Origin of the sequence: Mesorhizobium sp. INR15 (assembly GCF_015500075.1) — a bacterium.
Classification (GTDB): domain Bacteria; phylum Pseudomonadota; class Alphaproteobacteria; order Rhizobiales; family Rhizobiaceae; genus Mesorhizobium.
In genome coordinates this window covers 5,948,470-5,966,510 of record NZ_CP045496.1, presented here as the reverse complement: position 1 = coordinate 5,966,510, position 18,041 = coordinate 5,948,470, and the positions used below count along the sequence as shown (strand labels likewise).

Annotated in this window: 18 protein-coding genes; 8 read left to right on the top strand and 10 right to left on the bottom strand. The window is 63.2% G+C overall.

Going from position 1 to position 18,041, the window contains the following annotated elements:
- The 7 genes from GA829_RS29135 to GA829_RS29105 form a co-directional block, all read right to left on the bottom strand.
- Complete coding sequence (locus GA829_RS29135; RefSeq protein WP_195176003.1) at positions 1-951, bottom strand: ABC transporter permease; 951 nt, start codon at positions 949-951, stop codon at positions 1-3.
- A complete protein-coding gene (locus GA829_RS29130) occupies positions 948-1,691 on the bottom strand; it encodes an ATP-binding cassette domain-containing protein (RefSeq protein WP_195176002.1) in 744 nt (247 codons plus the stop codon). The genes GA829_RS29135 and GA829_RS29130 overlap by 4 nt, the downstream gene beginning before the upstream one ends.
- Complete coding sequence (locus GA829_RS29125) at positions 1,684-2,421, bottom strand: ATP-binding cassette domain-containing protein (protein ID WP_195176001.1); 738 nt, start codon at positions 2,419-2,421, stop codon at positions 1,684-1,686. Before GA829_RS29125 ends, GA829_RS29130 begins: the two co-directional genes overlap by 8 nt.
- Before the next feature lie 81 nt (positions 2,422-2,502).
- Positions 2,503-3,690 (bottom strand): ABC transporter substrate-binding protein, encoded by a 1,188-nt coding sequence (locus tag GA829_RS29120; protein ID WP_195176000.1) that lies wholly within the window; start codon positions 3,688-3,690, stop codon positions 2,503-2,505.
- Between the two features lie 55 nt (positions 3,691-3,745).
- On the bottom strand, positions 3,746-4,885 hold the full coding sequence (locus GA829_RS29115) for an ABC transporter substrate-binding protein (protein WP_258052004.1): 1,140 nt from the start codon (positions 4,883-4,885) through the stop codon (positions 3,746-3,748).
- Positions 4,882-6,036, bottom strand: a complete 1,155-nt coding sequence (locus GA829_RS29110) for a CaiB/BaiF CoA transferase family protein (RefSeq protein WP_374940371.1) — start codon at positions 6,034-6,036, stop codon at positions 4,882-4,884. Before GA829_RS29110 ends, GA829_RS29115 begins: the two co-directional genes overlap by 4 nt.
- Before the next feature lie 2 nt (positions 6,037-6,038).
- Entirely contained in the window at positions 6,039-6,590 is a 552-nt protein-coding gene (locus GA829_RS29105; RefSeq protein ID WP_195175999.1) for a MaoC family dehydratase, read from the bottom strand.
- A gap of 199 nt (positions 6,591-6,789) precedes the next feature.
- Here GA829_RS29105 and GA829_RS29100 point away from each other — a divergent pair, with 199 nt between their 5' ends.
- Positions 6,790-7,887, top strand: coding sequence for a lactonase family protein (locus tag GA829_RS29100; protein WP_195175998.1), 1,098 nt, complete (start codon positions 6,790-6,792; stop codon positions 7,885-7,887).
- A 57-nt stretch (positions 7,888-7,944) separates the two neighbouring features.
- Here GA829_RS29100 and GA829_RS29095 read toward each other — a convergent pair whose 3' ends face one another.
- From GA829_RS29095 to GA829_RS36910, 3 genes are all read right to left on the bottom strand, one after another.
- Positions 7,945-8,937 carry a Tim44 domain-containing protein gene (locus GA829_RS29095; protein WP_195175997.1) on the bottom strand — a complete coding sequence of 331 codons (993 nt, stop codon included), beginning with the start codon at positions 8,935-8,937 and terminating at the stop codon, positions 7,945-7,947.
- A gap of 74 nt (positions 8,938-9,011) precedes the next feature.
- On the bottom strand, positions 9,012-9,311 hold the full coding sequence (locus GA829_RS29090) for a TFIIB-type zinc ribbon-containing protein (protein ID WP_195175996.1): 300 nt from the start codon (positions 9,309-9,311) through the stop codon (positions 9,012-9,014).
- Between the two features lie 381 nt (positions 9,312-9,692).
- A complete protein-coding gene (locus GA829_RS36910; protein WP_258052381.1) occupies positions 9,693-9,890 on the bottom strand; it encodes a hypothetical protein in 198 nt (65 codons plus the stop codon).
- On the opposite strand from GA829_RS36910, the gene GA829_RS29085 reads away from it, so the two are divergent.
- The 7 genes from GA829_RS29085 to GA829_RS29055 all read left to right on the top strand — a co-directional run bounded on the left by GA829_RS29085 (position 9,796) and on the right by GA829_RS29055 (position 18,014).
- The gene (locus GA829_RS29085) at positions 9,796-10,800 is read left to right on the top strand and encodes a substrate-binding domain-containing protein (protein ID WP_374940438.1); all 1,005 of its coding nucleotides are present in this window, start codon (positions 9,796-9,798) and stop codon (positions 10,798-10,800) included. The genes GA829_RS36910 and GA829_RS29085 overlap by 95 nt on opposite strands.
- A gap of 98 nt (positions 10,801-10,898) precedes the next feature.
- A complete protein-coding gene (locus GA829_RS29080; RefSeq protein ID WP_195175994.1) occupies positions 10,899-12,434 on the top strand; it encodes a sugar ABC transporter ATP-binding protein in 1,536 nt (511 codons plus the stop codon).
- Between the two features lie 19 nt (positions 12,435-12,453).
- On the top strand, positions 12,454-13,440 hold the full coding sequence (locus tag GA829_RS29075) for an ABC transporter permease (protein WP_195175993.1): 987 nt from the start codon (positions 12,454-12,456) through the stop codon (positions 13,438-13,440).
- A 36-nt stretch (positions 13,441-13,476) separates the two neighbouring features.
- Positions 13,477-14,457 carry a sugar-binding transcriptional regulator gene (locus tag GA829_RS29070; RefSeq protein ID WP_195175992.1) on the top strand — a complete coding sequence of 327 codons (981 nt, stop codon included), beginning with the start codon at positions 13,477-13,479 and terminating at the stop codon, positions 14,455-14,457.
- The gene (locus GA829_RS29065) at positions 14,454-15,449 is read left to right on the top strand and encodes an aldo/keto reductase (protein ID WP_195175991.1); all 996 of its coding nucleotides are present in this window, start codon (positions 14,454-14,456) and stop codon (positions 15,447-15,449) included. The genes GA829_RS29070 and GA829_RS29065 overlap by 4 nt, the downstream gene beginning before the upstream one ends.
- 19 nt (positions 15,450-15,468) lie before the next feature.
- Positions 15,469-17,181: a glycerol-3-phosphate dehydrogenase/oxidase gene (locus GA829_RS29060; protein ID WP_195175990.1), complete on the top strand. Its 1,713-nt coding sequence runs from the start codon at positions 15,469-15,471 to the stop codon at positions 17,179-17,181.
- Positions 17,172-18,014 carry a class I fructose-bisphosphate aldolase gene (locus GA829_RS29055; RefSeq protein WP_463671730.1) on the top strand — a complete coding sequence of 281 codons (843 nt, stop codon included), beginning with the start codon at positions 17,172-17,174 and terminating at the stop codon, positions 18,012-18,014. Before GA829_RS29060 ends, GA829_RS29055 begins: the two co-directional genes overlap by 10 nt.
- Positions 18,015-18,041 lie beyond the last annotated feature (27 nt).

The following is an 18,041-nucleotide window of genomic DNA, read 5'->3' as shown; positions in this document are numbered from 1 at the left end:
TCAGCGCCCCCTCATGGCAAGACGTTCCTGCAGCGCGGTCAGCATCACCGCCAGCACCAGGATGGCGCCGTAGGCGATCTGCAGGACGAAGGTCGAGACGTTGAATGTCGTCAGCACGCTTTGCAGAAGGAAGATGTCGATCGCGCCTATGGCCGCGCCCGCGACACCGCCACGGCCGCCAGCAAGGCTGACGCCGCCAAGCGCGACAGCGGCGATGGCGATCAGCGTGTAGGTCGGACCGATATTGGGGTCGGCGGAGCCGATCAGCGCCGTCAGCATCAGCCCGGCGCAGCCGCCGAGCATTCCGGTCATGACATAGGCGATGAAGCGCACGCGGGTGACATCGACACCTGCGGTGTAGGCGGCTCGATCGTCGCTGCCGACGGCCATCAACTGGTCATAATAAGGCGTGCGCCGCACCAGCCACCAGGCAATGAACATCACCGCCAGCGGCAGCATCGACCATGGGCCGGCCAGGGCCTTCAGCCATGCTGGTGCCGGACCGATCGGTGCGGGCAGAACCGTCAAGGTGACGCCGGTGAGGATGAGGTAGGTGCCGAGCGTAGCGACGATCGGCTGGATGCGCACGATGGTGGCCAGAAAGCCGTTCGCCGCGCCCACCAGCGAGCCGATGAGCAGCGCCGCTGGCACCAGCACCAGGGGCGAGTTGATGCCAGAACGCAGGAAAAGAACCTGGATCACCATGGCGTTGACGAAGCCCATCAGCGGCCCGACCGAGATGTCGATGCCGCCGCGTCCAGCGAGGATCACCGGGGTCGAAGCAATCGCTGCGCCGATCAACGGCGCGGCCAGTCCGATCAGCGCGCCCCACGACCCCGGCTGGAACCGCGCCGGGCTGAGAATGAGATTGACCGCAAGCAGGACGGCTAGCAGCACGACAGCGAAACCCACGCTTCGCGAAAGAGACAGGAGGCGCGCGACCGGGCTCATGCGGCACGCCCGAACATCGCGGATATCACATTCTCGGTGTTCATCGCTTCGCCGGCGATTTCCGCCGCGACTTCGTTCTCGCGGAACACCAGAACGCGGTGACAGAGAAGCAGGATCTCTTCGATCTCGCTGGAAAGGATCACGAGGCCCATGCCGTCGGCGGCCAGCCCGCGAAAGACATCATAGAGAACATGCCGCGTCGCCACGTCGACGCCGCGCGTCGGGTCGTTGAGCAGCAGGATCGCCGGTTCAAGCGCCAGCGCGCGGGCGAGCAGCACCTTCTGCTGGTTGCCGCCGGACAGGGTGGTGATTGGTGCATCGGGCCGAGGCGCTGAAATCGCCAGTTTTTCGCGGTAGATGTCGTAGCGGGCCTTGCGCGCCGCCGGACTGATCAGCCCAAGCCGAGTATCCCTAGACAGCGTCGAAACGGCGAAATTGTCGAGCACCGACTGCGTCGGAAAAATCCCGTTCGCACGCCTGTCGCGCGGCAGGTAGGCAATGCCGCTGGCGACGGCCTTGCGAAAGCTGGTGATCTTGCTAGACGTGCCGTGCAGATCGATCATGATCGTGCCGCCAAGCGGCGATGCCAGGCCGGCGAGCATTTTGAGAAACAGCTCCTGGCCATGGCCATCGAGGCCGGCAAGCCCGACGATTTCGCCGGCGGCGATCGTTTGAATGATGGGGCTGGCGCCGGGCGCGATGACGAGATCATGCGTGGAAAGAGTGCCGCGATCAGCCATGCGCCAGCTCCGCCGCCGTTCGTGGCGCCATGGCCTTCAACAGTTCTGCTGGTGTCGAAGCGCCGCGCTCTTCCGTGCTCACCACGCTGCCGCCGCGCAGGATGGATATACGATCCGAAAGCGACATCACCTCGTCCATGCGGTGGGTGATGAACAGGATAAGGCAGCCCTCGGCGGCAAGGGCCCGCATCAGCGAGAAGACGGACTCGCGATCGGCGAAATCGAGCGCGGCTGTGACTTCGTCGAGGATGAGGATCTTTGGATTGCGCACGACGGCGCGGGCGAGAACCACCAGTTGCTGCGCGGCGAGCGGCAACAGCCCAGCGCGGGTATCGGGAGGAACGTCGGTGACAGCAAAACGCTTCAACGCGGCGGCGGCCCTGTCGCGGCGCTCGCTGCGGGGGACGGCACGGCGGATCAGGCCATCAAGACCAAGCAATATGTTGTCGGTCACGCTGCGATCGGGCGCGATCAGCACTTCCTGAAACACAGTGGCAAAACCTTGCGCCTGGAAGACAGAGGGGCTGGTCCCCGAGAAGGGCTTGCCTTGCAGGACGATCGCGCCGCTGTCCGGCTGGACGATGCCGGACAAGAGCTTGACCATGGTGCTCTTGCCGGAACCGTTCTCGCCCAGGATGGTGTGGATCGTCCCGGCCCGGAACGCGATCGAGGCGTCCGAAAGGGCGACCGTCTCGCCATAGCGTTTGGATATGTTTCTGATTTCAAGCATGTCGCGTTCCGGGCGGCAGCCGGCCCTGCAAATAGGGCCGGCCAACCAAGAGTGCAGTCAGGGCGTCACTTTGCGCAGGCGTCACTTTGCACAGGCGTCTGGCACCTTCGAATAGTCCCAGCCCTTGGTCGGCGCCGGGTTGGAGAAATAGGCGTTGAGCCATTCTTCCGGCATCGGGTCTGTTGGCGGGACGGGGAAGATCGAGACCGCGTCAGCCGTCATGCAGTCCTTGTACCAGGCGCCCAGATCGGCACTGTGCACCGGCGGGATCGGGATCAGCAGCGTGTTCAACTTTGGCTTCTGGCCATCGAGCATGCGCTCGCCGACGCGGAACAGCGTCTCGGCGGTCCAGTGCGGCAGCACCGCATGGCCCTCGAAGCGATACTTGTCGGGATTGGCCTTCCAGTAGCCGAGTGCATCGCCGGTGATCGAACCGGTGATCAACGGCGCTGGGCGGCCGGCTTCGGCGAAGGCCTCGGCGACGACACGGCTTTCGCTGCCCGTGGTCCACACCGCATCGATCGGTGCCGGGTTGGTGGCGATCGCCTGCAGTACTACGGTCTTGGTGACATTGGCTGTCCAGTTGCCGTTGACGTTGCGCGAGATCTTCAGCTTCGAGTTCTCCGCCAGCGCCTTGTCCGCGCCCTGCCGTTCCTGCACCACGATCGGGTGGCCGGCTATGCCTTCGACCAGAAGGATGCTGGCGCCGTCCGGCTGCGCCTTGCCGATCGCCGTCATCATGTCATAGCCCCAGCGCGCATAGTTGGAATCGACATTGATCGCGTTCGGGCTGGTCACCGAGCCGGCGGCGGTGATGAACGGAATGCCGGCCTTGGCGGCGGCATCGATGGCATCGTCAAGTGCCGTGGCCGAACCCGGCACCGAGGTGATGATCGAGCATTTCTTGTCGATGAAGGCCCGTATCTGGTTGATCTGCTGGCTGGCGTCGTTGTTGGAATCCGACACTTCGAAACTGGACACGGTGCCGTCGGTAATCAGCCCGTCGACGAGACGCTTCAGCTCCTTGGTGACGGTCACCCGCCATGGGTTGCCTTGGTAGGATTCCGAGTGGCACCATTTCCATGGCTTGGGCGGCGGCGTGAAATTGTCCCAGGCGGAGGGCAGCACCTTCTGCGGCGCGCCGTCATACTGCGCCTTCAGTTCGGTCGGAAGCCCGCCGATGACGCCTTGCACATCCTGGGCAAGAGCGGCCGTTGCAAGCGAGGCGAGAGCGGTTGCGGCCAGCAGGCCGCGGATCATTCTTGTCATTGTGTTCTCCTCCGTTCGGTTTCGTTCAGGCTCCTCCACCGGCAACGCCGGACACCTATGCTGGGCTACCCTCCCGGAACAGGTGATTGAGATCGGCGACGACCTGGCCGGCTCGATGGCCGGATGTCATGCCGGAATTGATGCGGTCGGATGCCGCCTGCTGGAACGCCATGTAGCCGTCATGGCGCGGCCGCACCCACGCGCCTTCAAGCGTCGCGCGCGTATCCCGATAGAAATTCCCGGTCGCGTCATTGACGGTCTGGTCGCCCCAAGCGGCGGCATGGCCGGGCTGACCACCCGAGGCCGCATACAACCCGCGCTGTATGTCGCCACTGGCAACCCAGTAGGCAAAGTCGATGGCGGCCTCTTTCGCCTTGGAAAACGCAGATACCGCGATCCCCGTGCCGCCAAGTGCCGAGCCCACCGGGCCGTCGGAACCGATGACCGGGATATCGGCGAAGGCCAGGCGATGCGCGCGAAAACCGGCAGCAGCGTAGGAGACATAGCCATAGATCAGCGGGGAACAGACGAAGCGGGAGCCGGCCTCCGTCATCCGCTCTGAAACCGCGATCGGGTCCATGTCGAGGCATGCCGGATCGACGAGGGCGGCGATTTCACGCATCCCCTCAAAGGCTTCTATGCCGGCCTCTACATCGATGAGGCTGCGGGACGGATCGGTCGCGCAAGGATGCCCGAGATTGCCTGCCAGCGTGTAGAAGGTCATCAGCGAATGCGGCGACCGCAACGGCAGCAGCACGCGCCCCTGCCGGGCGAGATCGAGCATCTCGCTCCAGGTCGAGGCTGGTGCATCGAGCGCATCCGGCCGCCAGGCCTGGACTTGGCTGGCCGCATCGATCGGGAAGGCCCATTGCCGGCCTTGCCACGTGTAACTCGGGTAGGACTGGCCGACACTGCCGGAGGCAAGTGCGGCTCGGTCTATCTCGCGGCCGGCGATATCCAGCGGCTCCAGGCAGCGCTCCGCCGTGATCTGGCCGACATGCGGATGGTCGATGACGATGAGGTCATAGGCGCGCGCCAGCTCCTCGACCGGGAAGGACTCGAAATCCTGCAGCGAGCGCTTGTCCCACTCGATGGCAACCCCTGTTCGCTCTCGCCATAGGGCCGAGCAGGCGACCATCGGATCGTAGCCACGCGGGTGGCTCCAGGTCATGCCCTTGAGCGTGGCTTGGCTCACAGGCCGAACTCCTCGCGTATCCTTGCACTGTGCTCGCCAATGCGCGGCGCTGCCCGATCCACCTTGGCCCTGACGCCATCGACCCTGAGCGGTGAACTGGTGGTGAGGATCGAAACATCGTCCTCGCGCGTCACTGTCTGCAGCATGTCAAGCGACTGGAAGCCTTCGCTCGCCAGCATCTCCGGCCAGGTCAGCACCTTGGCGCACCAGATGTCAGCCGGTTCGAGAATCGCGAGCCATTCGTCGATCGTGCCGGTAGCGATCCGCTGCGCGATGATCGCCTTGATGTCGTCGCGCGCGGTGAACCATGATGCCGGCTTGTCGCGATAGGGCGCCAACGCGTTGAGCGACAGCAGATCGGCCAGCTTGGGAATCGGCGTCATGGCGATGGCGAGATAGCCGTCCTTGGCCGGATAGACGCCATAGGGCGCCGACAGATAGGCATGCGCGCTGCGGAAGCTGGAGCGCTTCGGCAAGCGGCGACCGTCATTGAGGTGCGTGGTCAGCACCTCGAACTGGAAATCGACCAGCGCTTCCAGCAAGCTGGTTTCAATATGGCTGCCCTGGCCAGTGATGCCACGCCGCACCAGCGCCGCCAGGACGCCTTGCGCGCAAGCGGCGCCCGCCAGCATGTCACCGATGGCAAGCCCGAACGGAACCGGCCCCTGGTCCTCGTCGCCATTCAGCCACATGACGCCGGAGCGAGATTGCGCCAGCAGGTCCTGGCCGGGGCGTTTTACCCAGGGACCGTCTTCGCCATAACCGCTGATCGAGGCATAGACCAGTCGCGGATTGATCTTGCGGACAGACTCGTAATCCAAGCCAAGACGCTCGATGACGCCCGGCCGAAAATTCTGGATCAGCACGTCAGCCTTGATCAGCAGGCCGCGCAGCACCTTCAAATCCGCTTCGTTCTTCAGATCGATGGCGAGGCTTTCCTTGGCCCGGTTGATGGCATGGAAGATCGTTGAATCGCCGCCAATCTCGGTGTCGCTGAGATAGAGCCGGCGCGACAGGTCGCCGCCGTCAGGACGTTCGATCTTGATGACGCGGGCGCCGAGATCGAGCAGCCTGAGCGAGCAATAAGGCCCGGATAGAAACTGGCTCATGTCGACGACGACGAGACCGGCAAGTGGCAATTCGGCTGCCATATCTATTTCTCCGTCTTGCCGACGAAATCGTCAGGATTGCGGTACTTCACCGTCTGCAGGTGCTCGCAATAGAGAACCAACTCGCCTTCGCCCTTGAACACTTCGTAGCTGGCGCGGATCAGCCCCATCTCCTTGTAGCGAGGCTTCTTGTCGAGGTTGGAGCGGATCGCGTAGATCGTGTCGCCGATGAAGACAGGCTTGATGAAGCGCAGCTTGTCGTAGCCGTAGGAAAAGGCGTTGACGCAGTTGGTGGCGACCAGTCCCAGCCCGGCTGAGAAGACGAAGGCTCCGGCGATCAACCGCTTGCCGAAAATGCCTTCGCTCTCGGCAAACAGCTGGTCCTGCACGTAGGGGTGGATGTCGAGCACCAGCGTGTTGAACAGGTGGCTGTCGCCCTCCGCCATGGTTCGCCGCAGCGAGCGGATTTTCTGGCCAACCGGCCAGTCCTCGTAGAACCAGTTCTCGGCGTTCCACACCGGCAGGGCGGCGTGTTCTTCGGGCATGTTCTTGGGATAGGTCGAGGCGACGCCGACAGTCGAGGCGAAGTCATTCATGGCCGGCCTCGCCAGTTCCGCTTGATGCGCGGTGCGATGTTTGAACACGCCTGAAAGCGTCGAAAAGCACGGCGTCTCCTCCCGTCAATCTTCTTTTGTAAATAGTATTTTCACATATGGGGTTGCGTTGCAAGCGAGGACGCGCGAAATTTTGGCCATTCCCGCGCGCCGAAGCGCAGGCGGGGCAGGGGAGGAAATGATGCACAATGCCTGTCTGATCTTTGTCGGCAGCCTGAACCGCGAGGCACCGTATTTTCAAGGCGCGCGCGGCGTCGGTCTCGGCGTCTACAGCTTCGATGAGAAGACTTTGAAGATCCAGAAACTGGCCGAGACCAATGACGTCGACAACCCGACATTCCTGTCAGTGACGCCGGACGGCTCGCGTATCTATGCCAATTCGGAAGTGTTCACCTGGCGTGAGGGAACCGTCTCCGCCTACAGCTTCGATCGTGCCTCGGGCGCGCTGACTTATCTGAACAAGCAGCCCTCGCTGGGCAGCATCACCGCGCACAACACCATCACCCGCGACGGCACGAAGCTGCTGGTCGCCAATTACGGCATGGGCGAGGGCGGTCCCGACCGGGCCGTGGTGGTCTATGGTTTTGACAAGGACGGCGCCTTGTCGCCTCCGCTGGCCAGCGTCTCACACAAAGGCACCGGGCCGAACGCGGCGCGGCAGGAACGGTCACATGCCCACAGCGTCACCGAAACCATTGCCGGTGGAACGGCCATCATTGCCGATCTCGGCATCGACCGGCTGGTGTCCTACCGCATCGCCGAGGATGGCAGTCTGAGCAAATCAGCCGAATCCGCCTTGCCGCCAGGTGTCGGTCCGCGTCACCTCGCGCTGCATCCGAACGGACGCTTTGTCTTTGTCATGAACGAGCTGGATTCGACCATTGTGTCGATGGCGCTCGACGAGAGCACAGGAAGGCTGTCGATCCTCGACGCAAAGCCGGCGGTGCCGGCCGAGGCGCGCGACAACAATCATTGCGCCGATATCCAGGTCTCGCCGGACGGGCGTTTCGTCTACGGCTCCAATCGCGGCCACGACAGTGTTGTCATCATGGCTGTCGACCAGCAGACAGGGGTCTTGCGTCTGGTCGATTATGTCCGCTGCGGCGGCGCGACACCGCGCAACCTGGCGCTGACGCCGTCCGGCGGCCATCTGTTCTCGGCCAACCAGAATGCCGACCGCATCTCGATCTTCGCACGCGATGCCGAGAGCGGCATGCTGACCGACACGAGGCGGGCTATCGAGATCGGCACGCCGATGTGCGTGAAGATCGTCTCCTGACCGCCGGCAAGCCACCGGCACGCCGCCATTAAAGCAGCGGCCGGATAAGGCTTGGGGTCAAGCCTGCTGGATTGCCGAGAGCTTCCAGTTCGCGCCATTCTCACGCGTGAAGGTCCAAAGCTCGGTGGTCTCTGTCGGATGTTCACCGTCGCCATCGACGACCTTGCCGCTGGCCCGTTCGCGCATCACGTCGCGCGACTCGTAGCGCAATGCCGCCGTGGCATAGTCGCGGGCATCCTCGCGCCAGCTTTCGGCGATATCGGCCTGCAGCAGCGCGACATCGGACACCTCGTTCCTGAGACCCTTATGGGCGTTGTCGGCCAGCTCTTCCGAGAGATAGGAGACCATCTCCGGGGTCACCGACCGGCGCAGCGCGGCGTGGTCTTCGCGCCCAAATGCTTCCTGCACATCGGTCAACAGCTGCTGGAATGCGTCGAGGTCGGCCTGACCAAGCTTGATCTCAACAGAACCGGTGGCCGGAGAATTTCCGCCCGCACCGCCGCCAAAGCCGGGAATGGTGAAGGAATGCGTATTGCTCGCATCACGCTCCTCGCCTGCGCGGTTTTCAAACCGCGAGGCCTGGGCATTGCCGGCACCGGCAAGCGCTGGGGCGGGACCGCGCGCGGATTGCGACCGGAAGAAGCGGATGGCCAGCATGATCGCGCCACCAATGAGCAAGGCCTGGAGCAAAAATCCGAACATGCCGGCGAGGCCGCCGAAGCCTTGCCCCATCAGCATCCCGATCAGGCCGCCGATGAGCAGGCCGCGCATCATCGTTCCACCGAAGCCGCTCATGAAGCCGGGCCGCTGCGGGCCTGCCTGAGGCTGCCGGGCGGCATTGTTCACACCGGTGCTAGGCGTCATCGAACGCTCGACTGGTGCTGTCGGCGCCGGCGCGGTTCTGGTCGGCGGCGCCGACTGGAACGTGCGCGTGCCACGGCTGCCGAAACTGCCGCCGCGCCGCGCCTCGGCATGGTCGATGGCGACCATGGAGAAGGCGAGCAACAGTCCTGCGAAGAGCGTGGCAAATCGGCTTGTGCGGGAAATCATCGGAATGAACCTTTGTCGATGTGGTTTTGGAAGTTTCGGCAAGTGCCGACCCAAAAAGGCCGGCCGTGATGCGGTCAGTCGAACAACTCTTCGAAGAACGATTTCTTCCGCTTTGGATAGCGGTGGCCCTGCGAGCGGGAATAGTCGTCGTCGCGGTCCTGGCCATGTTGCGGCTGGGAGAAGGCTGCCGGCTGTGCCTGCTGTGGCGGCGCTGCATCCTTGCCGGAACGCTCGATGATCTTGTCGAGTTCGCCTCGGTCAAGCCAGACGCCACGGCACTGCGGGCAGTAGTCGATCTCGATACCCTGGCGTTCGCTCATCACGAGCGCGACGCGGCAGGAAGGGCAAACCAGACCAAGGAGAGAAGATGTCATACGGGGCTCCAAACCAGAAAAGGATGAGCCCGCTTGACCGAAAAGAATGGAAAGGGGCCCGTTATAGCGGTCCGACATCACAATCGCCAACAGCGACAGTCAGAGGGGCCCGGCCCGCACTGGACAGTTAGGAATGGAGAGCCGTGCCTTCAAGGGCGGTATGGCGACCAAAATGAAGTTGGTTTCGCACGGCCGTGCCTGTTCGTGAAAATCGCGCCATGGCCGCTGGTGAAAAGGGTGTTTTCGAGGCGACCCGCCAGGCTCTGAAATCATCCCGGCAAGCCTTGTGGAATGAAATATATTTCAGTATATGAATTTTATTGACAACCCATACCTAGATTGCGATGGTCCGGCCGTCGGGCTTCAGGAGGAAGTTCGGCGTCAATCAATCCACATGGCGGCGCGCCCTGGGCGCACGCGATAGTCATTGAGGATGGCTTCGGCCAAGGGAGGAAACTTGCGCAAATTTTTGAGCACGCTCGCAATCGCGGCGGCTGCGTCGACCTGTTTGGGTTCGGCCCAGGCGCTCGCCGAAAGCGCCAACCCGTTCAAGTGCGAACCGGGCGAGAAATACGTCATGAACGTCATGGTCTCGGGCGTCGAATACTGGTTCCCGGTCTATGAAATGTTCAAGCAGGCCGGCCAGCAGTTCGGCTGCGAAACCGAATATACAGGCACGCCGGAATACGACGTCAACAAGCAGATCGCCACGTTCGATCAGGCCCTGGCGCAGAAGCCGGCCGGCATCCTCGTCCATCCGATGAACTCCGATCCGTTCATCGAGCCGATCAACCGCGCCATCGAGCAAGGCACCGCCGTCGTCACCTTCGCCGCCGATTCCCCCAATTCCAAGCGCGTGTCCTACATCACCTCGGACAACAACGCCGAAGGCACCTATGCCGCCGATGCCGTTGCCAAGTCGATGGATGGCAAGGGCGAATACGCGGTGCTGGAAAATCCCGGCCAGGACAATCACGACAAGCGCGTCAACGCCTTCGTCGCCCGCATGGCGGCGAAATGGCCAGACATGAAGCTGGTCGGCCGTGCCGCGTCGAACCAGGACCCGACCAAGGCCTATCAGGCTGTGCTCAGCTTGGCACAAGCGCATCCCGATCTCGGCGCGGTGTTCATGCCCGAGGCCAATTCAGCCATCGGCGCGGCGCAGGCATCCAAGGAAGGCGGCGGCAAGATCCGTGTCATGCTCGCCGACGTCAACGCCAAGATCCTCGACATGATCAAGGCCGGCGAGATCTTCGGCTCGGTCAACCCCAACCAGGGCATGCAGGGCTATATGGGCTTCATGCTGCTTTGGCTGGCCAAGCATCCCGACCTGATCGACCCGATGAACGACGCCAAGCGTTCGGGCTTCAATGCGATGACCGTGCCCTTCGTCGACAATGGCTTCTCCATCGTCACCAAGGACAATGCCGACGACTTCTACTGGGACAAGTATCTGAAGCGTCGCGGCACCAAGGGCATCGAGGAATAATCTCGAACTCGCTGTCCCGGCCGTTGGCCGGGATCGACCAAGCCGGAAGGGGGATCATCCCCCCTTCCACCTTACAGCGCCCATCGCAGGAGCATGGCGTGACCACAACGCCCATTCTCGACATACGCGGACTGTCCAAGGCGTTCGGCCCGGTGAAGGCGCTGAGCGATGTGCGGTTCGAGCTGCGGCGTGGCGAAATCCATGCACTGTGCGGCGAAAACGGCGCAGGCAAGTCGACGCTGATGAACATGATCGCCGGCGTCCTGCAGCCCGATGCCGGTGAAATCCGCATTGATGGCGCGCCGGCCTCGATTGCCTCGCCGGCGGTGGCCCAGCGGCTCGGCATCGCGCTCGTCCATCAGGAGATCGCGCTGTGCCAAGACGCCACCGTTGCCGAGAATATCTTCATGGCGGCAATCAACAACCGGCGTGCGCCGCTGATGAATTATCGCACGCTCTATGCGGATGCGCAGAAAGTGATGGATCTGCTGGCACCCATTCCGGTGCGCACCCGGGTCGCGGACCTCTCCATCTCCAACCAGCAGCTGGTCGAGATCGCCAAAGCGCTGACGCTCGACTGCAAGGTGCTGATGCTAGACGAACCGACAGCAGCACTGACCGAAAGCGAGGCGCAGCGGCTGTTCTCGATCGTGCGCGGGCTCAGGCAGCGCGGCATTTCGGTGGTCTATATCAGCCATCGCATGGCCGAAATCTTTTCGTTGTGCGACCGCGTCACGGTTTTTCGCGACGGCCAGTACGTTGCCACCGATCTTATCGAGGCCACGTCGCCAGACGATGTGGTGCGCAAGATGGTCGGGCGTGAAATCACCCAGCTCTATCCCGACAAACTGTCGCCGCAGGATCCCGGGCGTCCCTTGCTGGCGGTACAAGGTCTCTCCGACGGCAAGCGTTTTGCCGATGTCAGCCTGCAGCTTCGCGCCGGTGAAATCCTCGGCGTCGGTGGGTTGATCGGCGCCGGCCGCAGCGAGATCGCGCAAACCATTTGCGGTCTCCGGCCAGCAACCACCGGAACCGTGGAACTCGACGGCGTGCGACTGCGCGTTCGCCGCTATGGCGACGCGGTCAGCGCCGGGCTGGTCTACCTCTCGGAAGACCGCAAGGGCTCCGGTGTGTTCCTCGACATGCCGATCGCCGCCAATATTTCTGCCCTCGATCTCGGTAAGCTGACCGGCGCGCTGGGCCTTCTTGACCGCAAGGCGGAAGACCGCCAGGCTACCGAGTTGTCCAGGCGGCTCGGCGTGCGCATGGCTGGCATCGGTGCCGCTGTCTCGACGCTGAGCGGCGGCAACCAGCAAAAGGTGGCGATCGCCAGGCAATTGTCGGTCAACCCCAAGGTCATCATCATGGATGAGCCGACCCGCGGCATCGATGTCGGCGCCAAGGTCGAGATCCACCGATTGCTGCGCCAGCTCGCCAGCAAGGGCGTTGGCGTCATTGTCATCTCCTCGGAACTGCCGGAACTGATTGGCCTCTGCGACCGCGTCATGGTGGTCCGCGAAGGCCGGATCGCCGGCGAGCTCGCCGCCGGCGAACTTGGCGAGGAAGCCATCATCATGCTCGCCTCCGGCGTCCAGAAAACCTCAAGCCCGGAAGAGGCCCAAAATGTCGCCTAGGGAAGCAGGAGAAACCCTGATGCAGGCCGAACTCAAGCCAGCCGGCGATGCGCGGCGGATCAATTTCGCTCGCCTCGCTTCAATGCGCGAAGCCGGATTGATCGTCATCATCCTGGCGCTCTGCATCGCCATGAGTTTTGCCTCGCCCTATTTCCTCACCTGGGGCAATTTCCGCGCCATGCTGATGAGCTTCTCCATCGAGGGCATTGTCGTCGTGGGCATGACCATCCTCTTGATCGTCGGCGGCATCGACCTTTCGGTCGGCTCGGTCGTCTGCTTCTCCATGGTGGTGTCGGGCGCGCTTTTCCTCGCCGGGCTCGACCCATGGACCGCCAGCCTGATCGGCATCGCCGTCAGCGCCCTCATTGGCGCGGTCATGGGCTTCTTCGTCACGGTGGTCGGGTTGAACCACTTCATCACCTCGCTCGCGGCAATGGTCATCGTGCGCGGCCTGTGCCTGGTCATCACCAAGGGCACGCCACTGTCGCTGTTTACGCTGCCGCCGTCCTTCAAGGCCATTGGCCAGGGGAGTTTTCGCGATATCCCCTATGTCATCCTGATCTTCGTCGTCGTGGTAGCGATCTTCGATTTCCTGCTGCGCCGCGCCACTGTCTTCCGCAAGGTCTTCTACACCGGCTCCAACGAGAAGGCGGCGCAGTTCTCGGGCATCCGTACAGCCCAGGTCAAATTCTGGGTGACCGTGCTGTGCTCGACGCTCGCCGGTCTGGCTGGCGTCATCTACATGGCCCGCTTCGGCGCGGCGACGCCGACCTTCGGCGCCGGCATGGAACTCAACATCATTGCCGCGGCGGTAATCGGCGGCGCGTCGCTCAACGGCGGGTCGGGCACCATCTTCGGCGCCATCCTCGGCATGGCATTGCTTTCGGTGGTGACCAGTTCGCTGATCCTGCTCGACATCTCGGTCTATTGGCAGGACATGATCAAGGGTTGCATTTTGCTGGCGGCGGTGTCGATCGACCACTTCCTGCATCGCAAGAAATCCTGAGCCCCGAAGAGTCCTAAAGGCGCGACGAGCAAGATCATGGCCCCTCCCAACACCCGCGACGACATTGCGACTGTCCGGCAGATGCACCGGGCGCTTGTCCTGCACTATGTCGAGGGCAAGACCCAGGCGGAGATCGCCGGCGAACTCGGCATCTCGCATGCCACCGTCAACCGGCTGATCAAGCGCGGCCACCAGCTTGGGCTGGTCGAGATCAAGATCAAGTCGCCGATCGATCACCTCGTCGACATCGAGGCGCGCCTTGTGGCGCTCGGCGGCATCGAACGCGCTGTCGTCGTGCCTTCGGTCTCGGACAACCCGCAGACCGCGCTGCAGCGCGTCGGCGAGGCGGCGGCGCATCTGCTGCTCGACACCATCAAGGATGGCGACACCATTTCGATCACTGGCGGCAAGGGCGTCAGTGCCCTTGTCGCGGGCCTCAATCCCACCCGCCGCTACGATGTCGAAGTCATCCCGGCAACGGGCCTGGTTCAGGGCAAGCACTATACCGACGTCAATCATGTCGCGTCGTTGATGGCCGACAAGCTTGGCGGCCGATCCTACCAGATCCATGCGCCGCTCTTTGCCGACACGCCGCAGCAGCGCGAAATGCTGATGGGGGTACGTTCGGTCGCCGACGTGTTCCGCAAGGCGCGCGAGGCCGATGTGGCGGTGGTCGGCATCGGTTCGATCCTGACCGACGATTCGAGCTATTACGACCTGCATCCGTCATCGAGCGCCGACCGCCGGGCGATCGAACAGTCCGGTGCATCGGGCGAGTTGCTCGCCCATCTCATCGATCGCGACGGCCGGCTCTGCGACTACTCGCTGAACCGCTCGCTGGTGTCGCTGACGCTCGACGAATTCGCCACCATTCCTCGCTCGATCGGCATCGCCAGCGGCGCCAGCAAGGTGGCACCGATCCTGAGCGCCATGCGCGGCAACCATCTCGACACCATCGTCACCGACGAGGCGACCAGCCTCCAGATTCTCGACCTTGCCGAACAGGAGGCAGCATGAGCTCCCAACAGATACAACGCCCCATCGGCAATTCCGGTGTCACCGCATCGGCCGTCGGTCTCGGCACCTGGGCGATCGGTGGCTGGATGTGGGGCGGCACTGACGAACAGGCCTCGATCAGCGCCATCGAAGCTTCGATCGATGCCGGCATCAGCCTGGTCGATACGGCCCCCGCCTATGGTCTCGGCCGCAGCGAGGAGATCGTCGGCAAGGCCATCAAGGGCAAGCGCGACAGGGTCGTCATCGCCACCAAATGTGGGCTTAACTGGCATTCCGGCAAGGGCAATCATTTCTTCGACCAGGACGGCAAGCCGGTGCACCGCTATCTTGGCGCCGACGGCATCGCCTATGAGCTGGAGCAGAGCCTGCGCCGTCTCGGCACCGATCACATCGATCTTTACATCACCCATTGGCAGGACCCGACCACGCCGATCGCCGAGACGATGGCGACGCTGGAGAAGCTGAAGGCGGCCGGCAAGATCCGCGCCATCGGCGCCTCGAATGTCAGCGCCGAGGACCTTGAGCACTATATCGCCGCCGGCCAGATCGACGCGATCCAGGAGCGCTATTCGATGATCGATCGCGAGATTGAGGGCAGCCTGCTGCCGATCACCCGCCGCAACGATATCGCCACGCTGAGCTACTCCTCACTGGCGCTCGGCCTGCTCACCGGCGCGATCGATCCGGCCCGCGAATTCAGCGGCGACGATCAGCGCAAGGACAATCCGCGCTTCTCCACCGGCAACCGGCAAAGGGTGGCGCGGCTGAAACAGGCTATTGCCCCGATCGCTTCTCAGCATCAGGCATCGATGGCGCAGATCGTCATTGCCTGGACGCTCGCCCAGCCGGGCATCACCTTTGCCCTGTGCGGTGCGCGCAACGCCGAACAGTCGCTCGACAACGCCAGGGCGGGTGAAATCGGGCTTGATGCGGCTGAACTTGCCGCCATCGATGCGGCGATATCAGCGCATCTGACGCCAATGGATGCCTGAGCGGAAGGCATAGTCCAAAATGAATCGCAACGACACACTCGCCGCTCTGCGCGAGCGGCCCGATATTGCCGTGCTTGTGATTGGCGGCGGCATCAACGGCATCAGCGTTTTTCGTGAGCTCGCCTTGCAGGGCGTTGACGTCGTGCTGGCAGACAAGGGCGACTATTGCAGCGGTGCGAGTGCCGCCCTGTCGCGCATGGTGCATGGCGGGTTGCGTTATCTCGAGAATGGCGAATTCAAGCTGGTGCGCGAGTCGCTGGCCGAGCGCGACCGGTTGCTGAAGAACGCGCCGCACTGCGTGGCGCCGCTGCCGACCACGGTGCCGATCTTCGACATCTTTTCCGGCATCGCCAATGGCGCGGTTCGATTTCTCGGCCTCTCTCGTCGGCCGAGCCGGCGCGGTGCGCTGGTCATCAAGGCCGGGCTCATCATGTACGATCTCTTCACCGCCGCGCGGCGGCTGATGCCGACGCACCGGTTCCGTGGCCGCAGGAAAACCCTGGAGGCCTGGCCGGCGATCAATCCGACAATCCGCAGCTCCGCCACCTACTATGACGCCTGGGTGAGTCAGCCCGAACGACTGGGACTGGAGATGCTTTTCGATGCCATGAACGCCAGCGCATCGGCACAGGCTCTGAACTACGTCTCGGTGGGGTCTACTGAAGCCGGTCTTGTCCTCACCGACACAATGACCGGCGAGGCGCTGCCGCTGCGCCCGCAATTGATCATCAACGCAACCGGCGGATGGATCGACCTGACCAACAAGGCGATTGGTGCGGCCGTGCCTAGGATGATGGGTGGCACCAAGGGCTCACACCTGATCGTCGACAACCCGGAGCTCCATGCCGCCCTTGGCGGCCATATGGTCTACTACGAGAACGAGGACGGCCGTATCTGCATCCTGTTTCCGTATCTCGGCAAGGTGCTGATCGGCTCGACCGATATCCGTGTCGACGATCCGGATCAGGTGCGCTGCGAGGACGATGAGCGAAACTATATCCTTCAGTCGCTGGCCTTCGTGTTTCCGTCGATCACCATTGCGCCAAGCGAGATCGTGTTTCGCTTCTCCGGCGTTCGCCCGCTACCGGCCAGCAGCGACAGCTTTACCGGCCGCATCCCGCGCGATCACTTCTGCGAATTTGTCGAACCCACCGGGCATCTGCCAGCCACGCTGTGCATGATCGGCGGTAAGTGGACGACCTTTCGCTCGTTCGGGGCGATGGCGGCCGACATGGTGCTGCAACGGCTTGGCCTGACCCGCAAGACGGGGACCGAGGACCTTGCCATCGGTGGCGGCCGCGATTTTCCGGCGGATCCGGACACATGGTGTGCAAGCCTGGCGGCGAAGCATGGTTTGAGCACTGAGCGTGCGCGGGTTCTGTTTGAGCGCTACGGCACCTCGGCGGAAGATCGCGCCGCGCATATCGCCGCCGCCGAAATGCTTCCGCGATCAGACTACTCAGCGGGCGAACTCCGCTTCATGATCGAACATGAGCATGTCGAGCGCCTCGCCGACTTGTTCCTGCGGCGCACCACCATCGCCATCACAGGCGGCCTGAACCTCGCCCTCATCGATACGGTGCTTGCCATGCTGGTGTCCCACAGGGGCTGGGACGTCGCCCAGACCGCAGCCGAGCGCTCGGCCTTCCTTGCCTTGCTGGAGCACCAGCACAGTGTCGGTTTCTCAGATACCTCCCAGACCAATGACAGAAGGAGCGCCCAATGCGCGTGAACAAGAAAGTCCGCATGAACCGGCTGTTCGGCGGTGGCCGTTGCCTGGACGTCGCCATCGACCACGGCGTCTGCAACGAGCCGAGCTTCCTGGCCGGGCTCGAGGATATGGCCGGCGTTGTCGAGCAACTGGTCAAGGCCGGTCCGGACGCCATCCAGATGAATTACGGCCAGGCCGACCTGCTGCAGGCCGTTCCCGGCAAGGACAAGCCGGCGCTGGTGATGCGCATCGACATGGGCAATCCCTACAACAAGATACGCCACCGGGCGATGTGGGCCGTGCTGCAGAACGAGGCTGAGCCATTGCTTGGCGCCATCGAGATGGATGCGGCCTGTGTCGTCGTCAACCTGTTCATGCTGCCTGACGAGCCCGACCTGTTCCGGCAATGCGTGCAGAACATCGCCCGTGTGCGCGCCGACTGCGACAAGTATGGTCTGCCGCTGATGATCGAACCGCTGGCCATGCTGCCGGTCGCCGAGCATGGCGGCTACATGGTCGATGGCGACGCCGAAAAGATCGTGACGCTGACGCGGCTCGCCCGTGAAATGGGCGCCGACATCATCAAGGCCGATCCGACCACTAATCCGAATGACTTCCATCGCGTCGTCGAGGCGGCGCGCTGCCCGGTGCTGGTGCGCGGCGGCGGCAAGGAGGATTTGCGCGCTGTGTTCGACAAGTCGGCGGCGCTGATGGCGCAGGGCGCGCTCGGAATGGTTTATGGCCGCAACATCTACCAGCACGCCAATCCGCGCGCAGTGGTGCGCGGGCTGATGGCGATCATCCACGACGATGCGGATGGCGCCACGGCCTTTGACCTGTACAAGCAGCAATAGGACCTGGGGAGGGGCATCGGGAGGAGC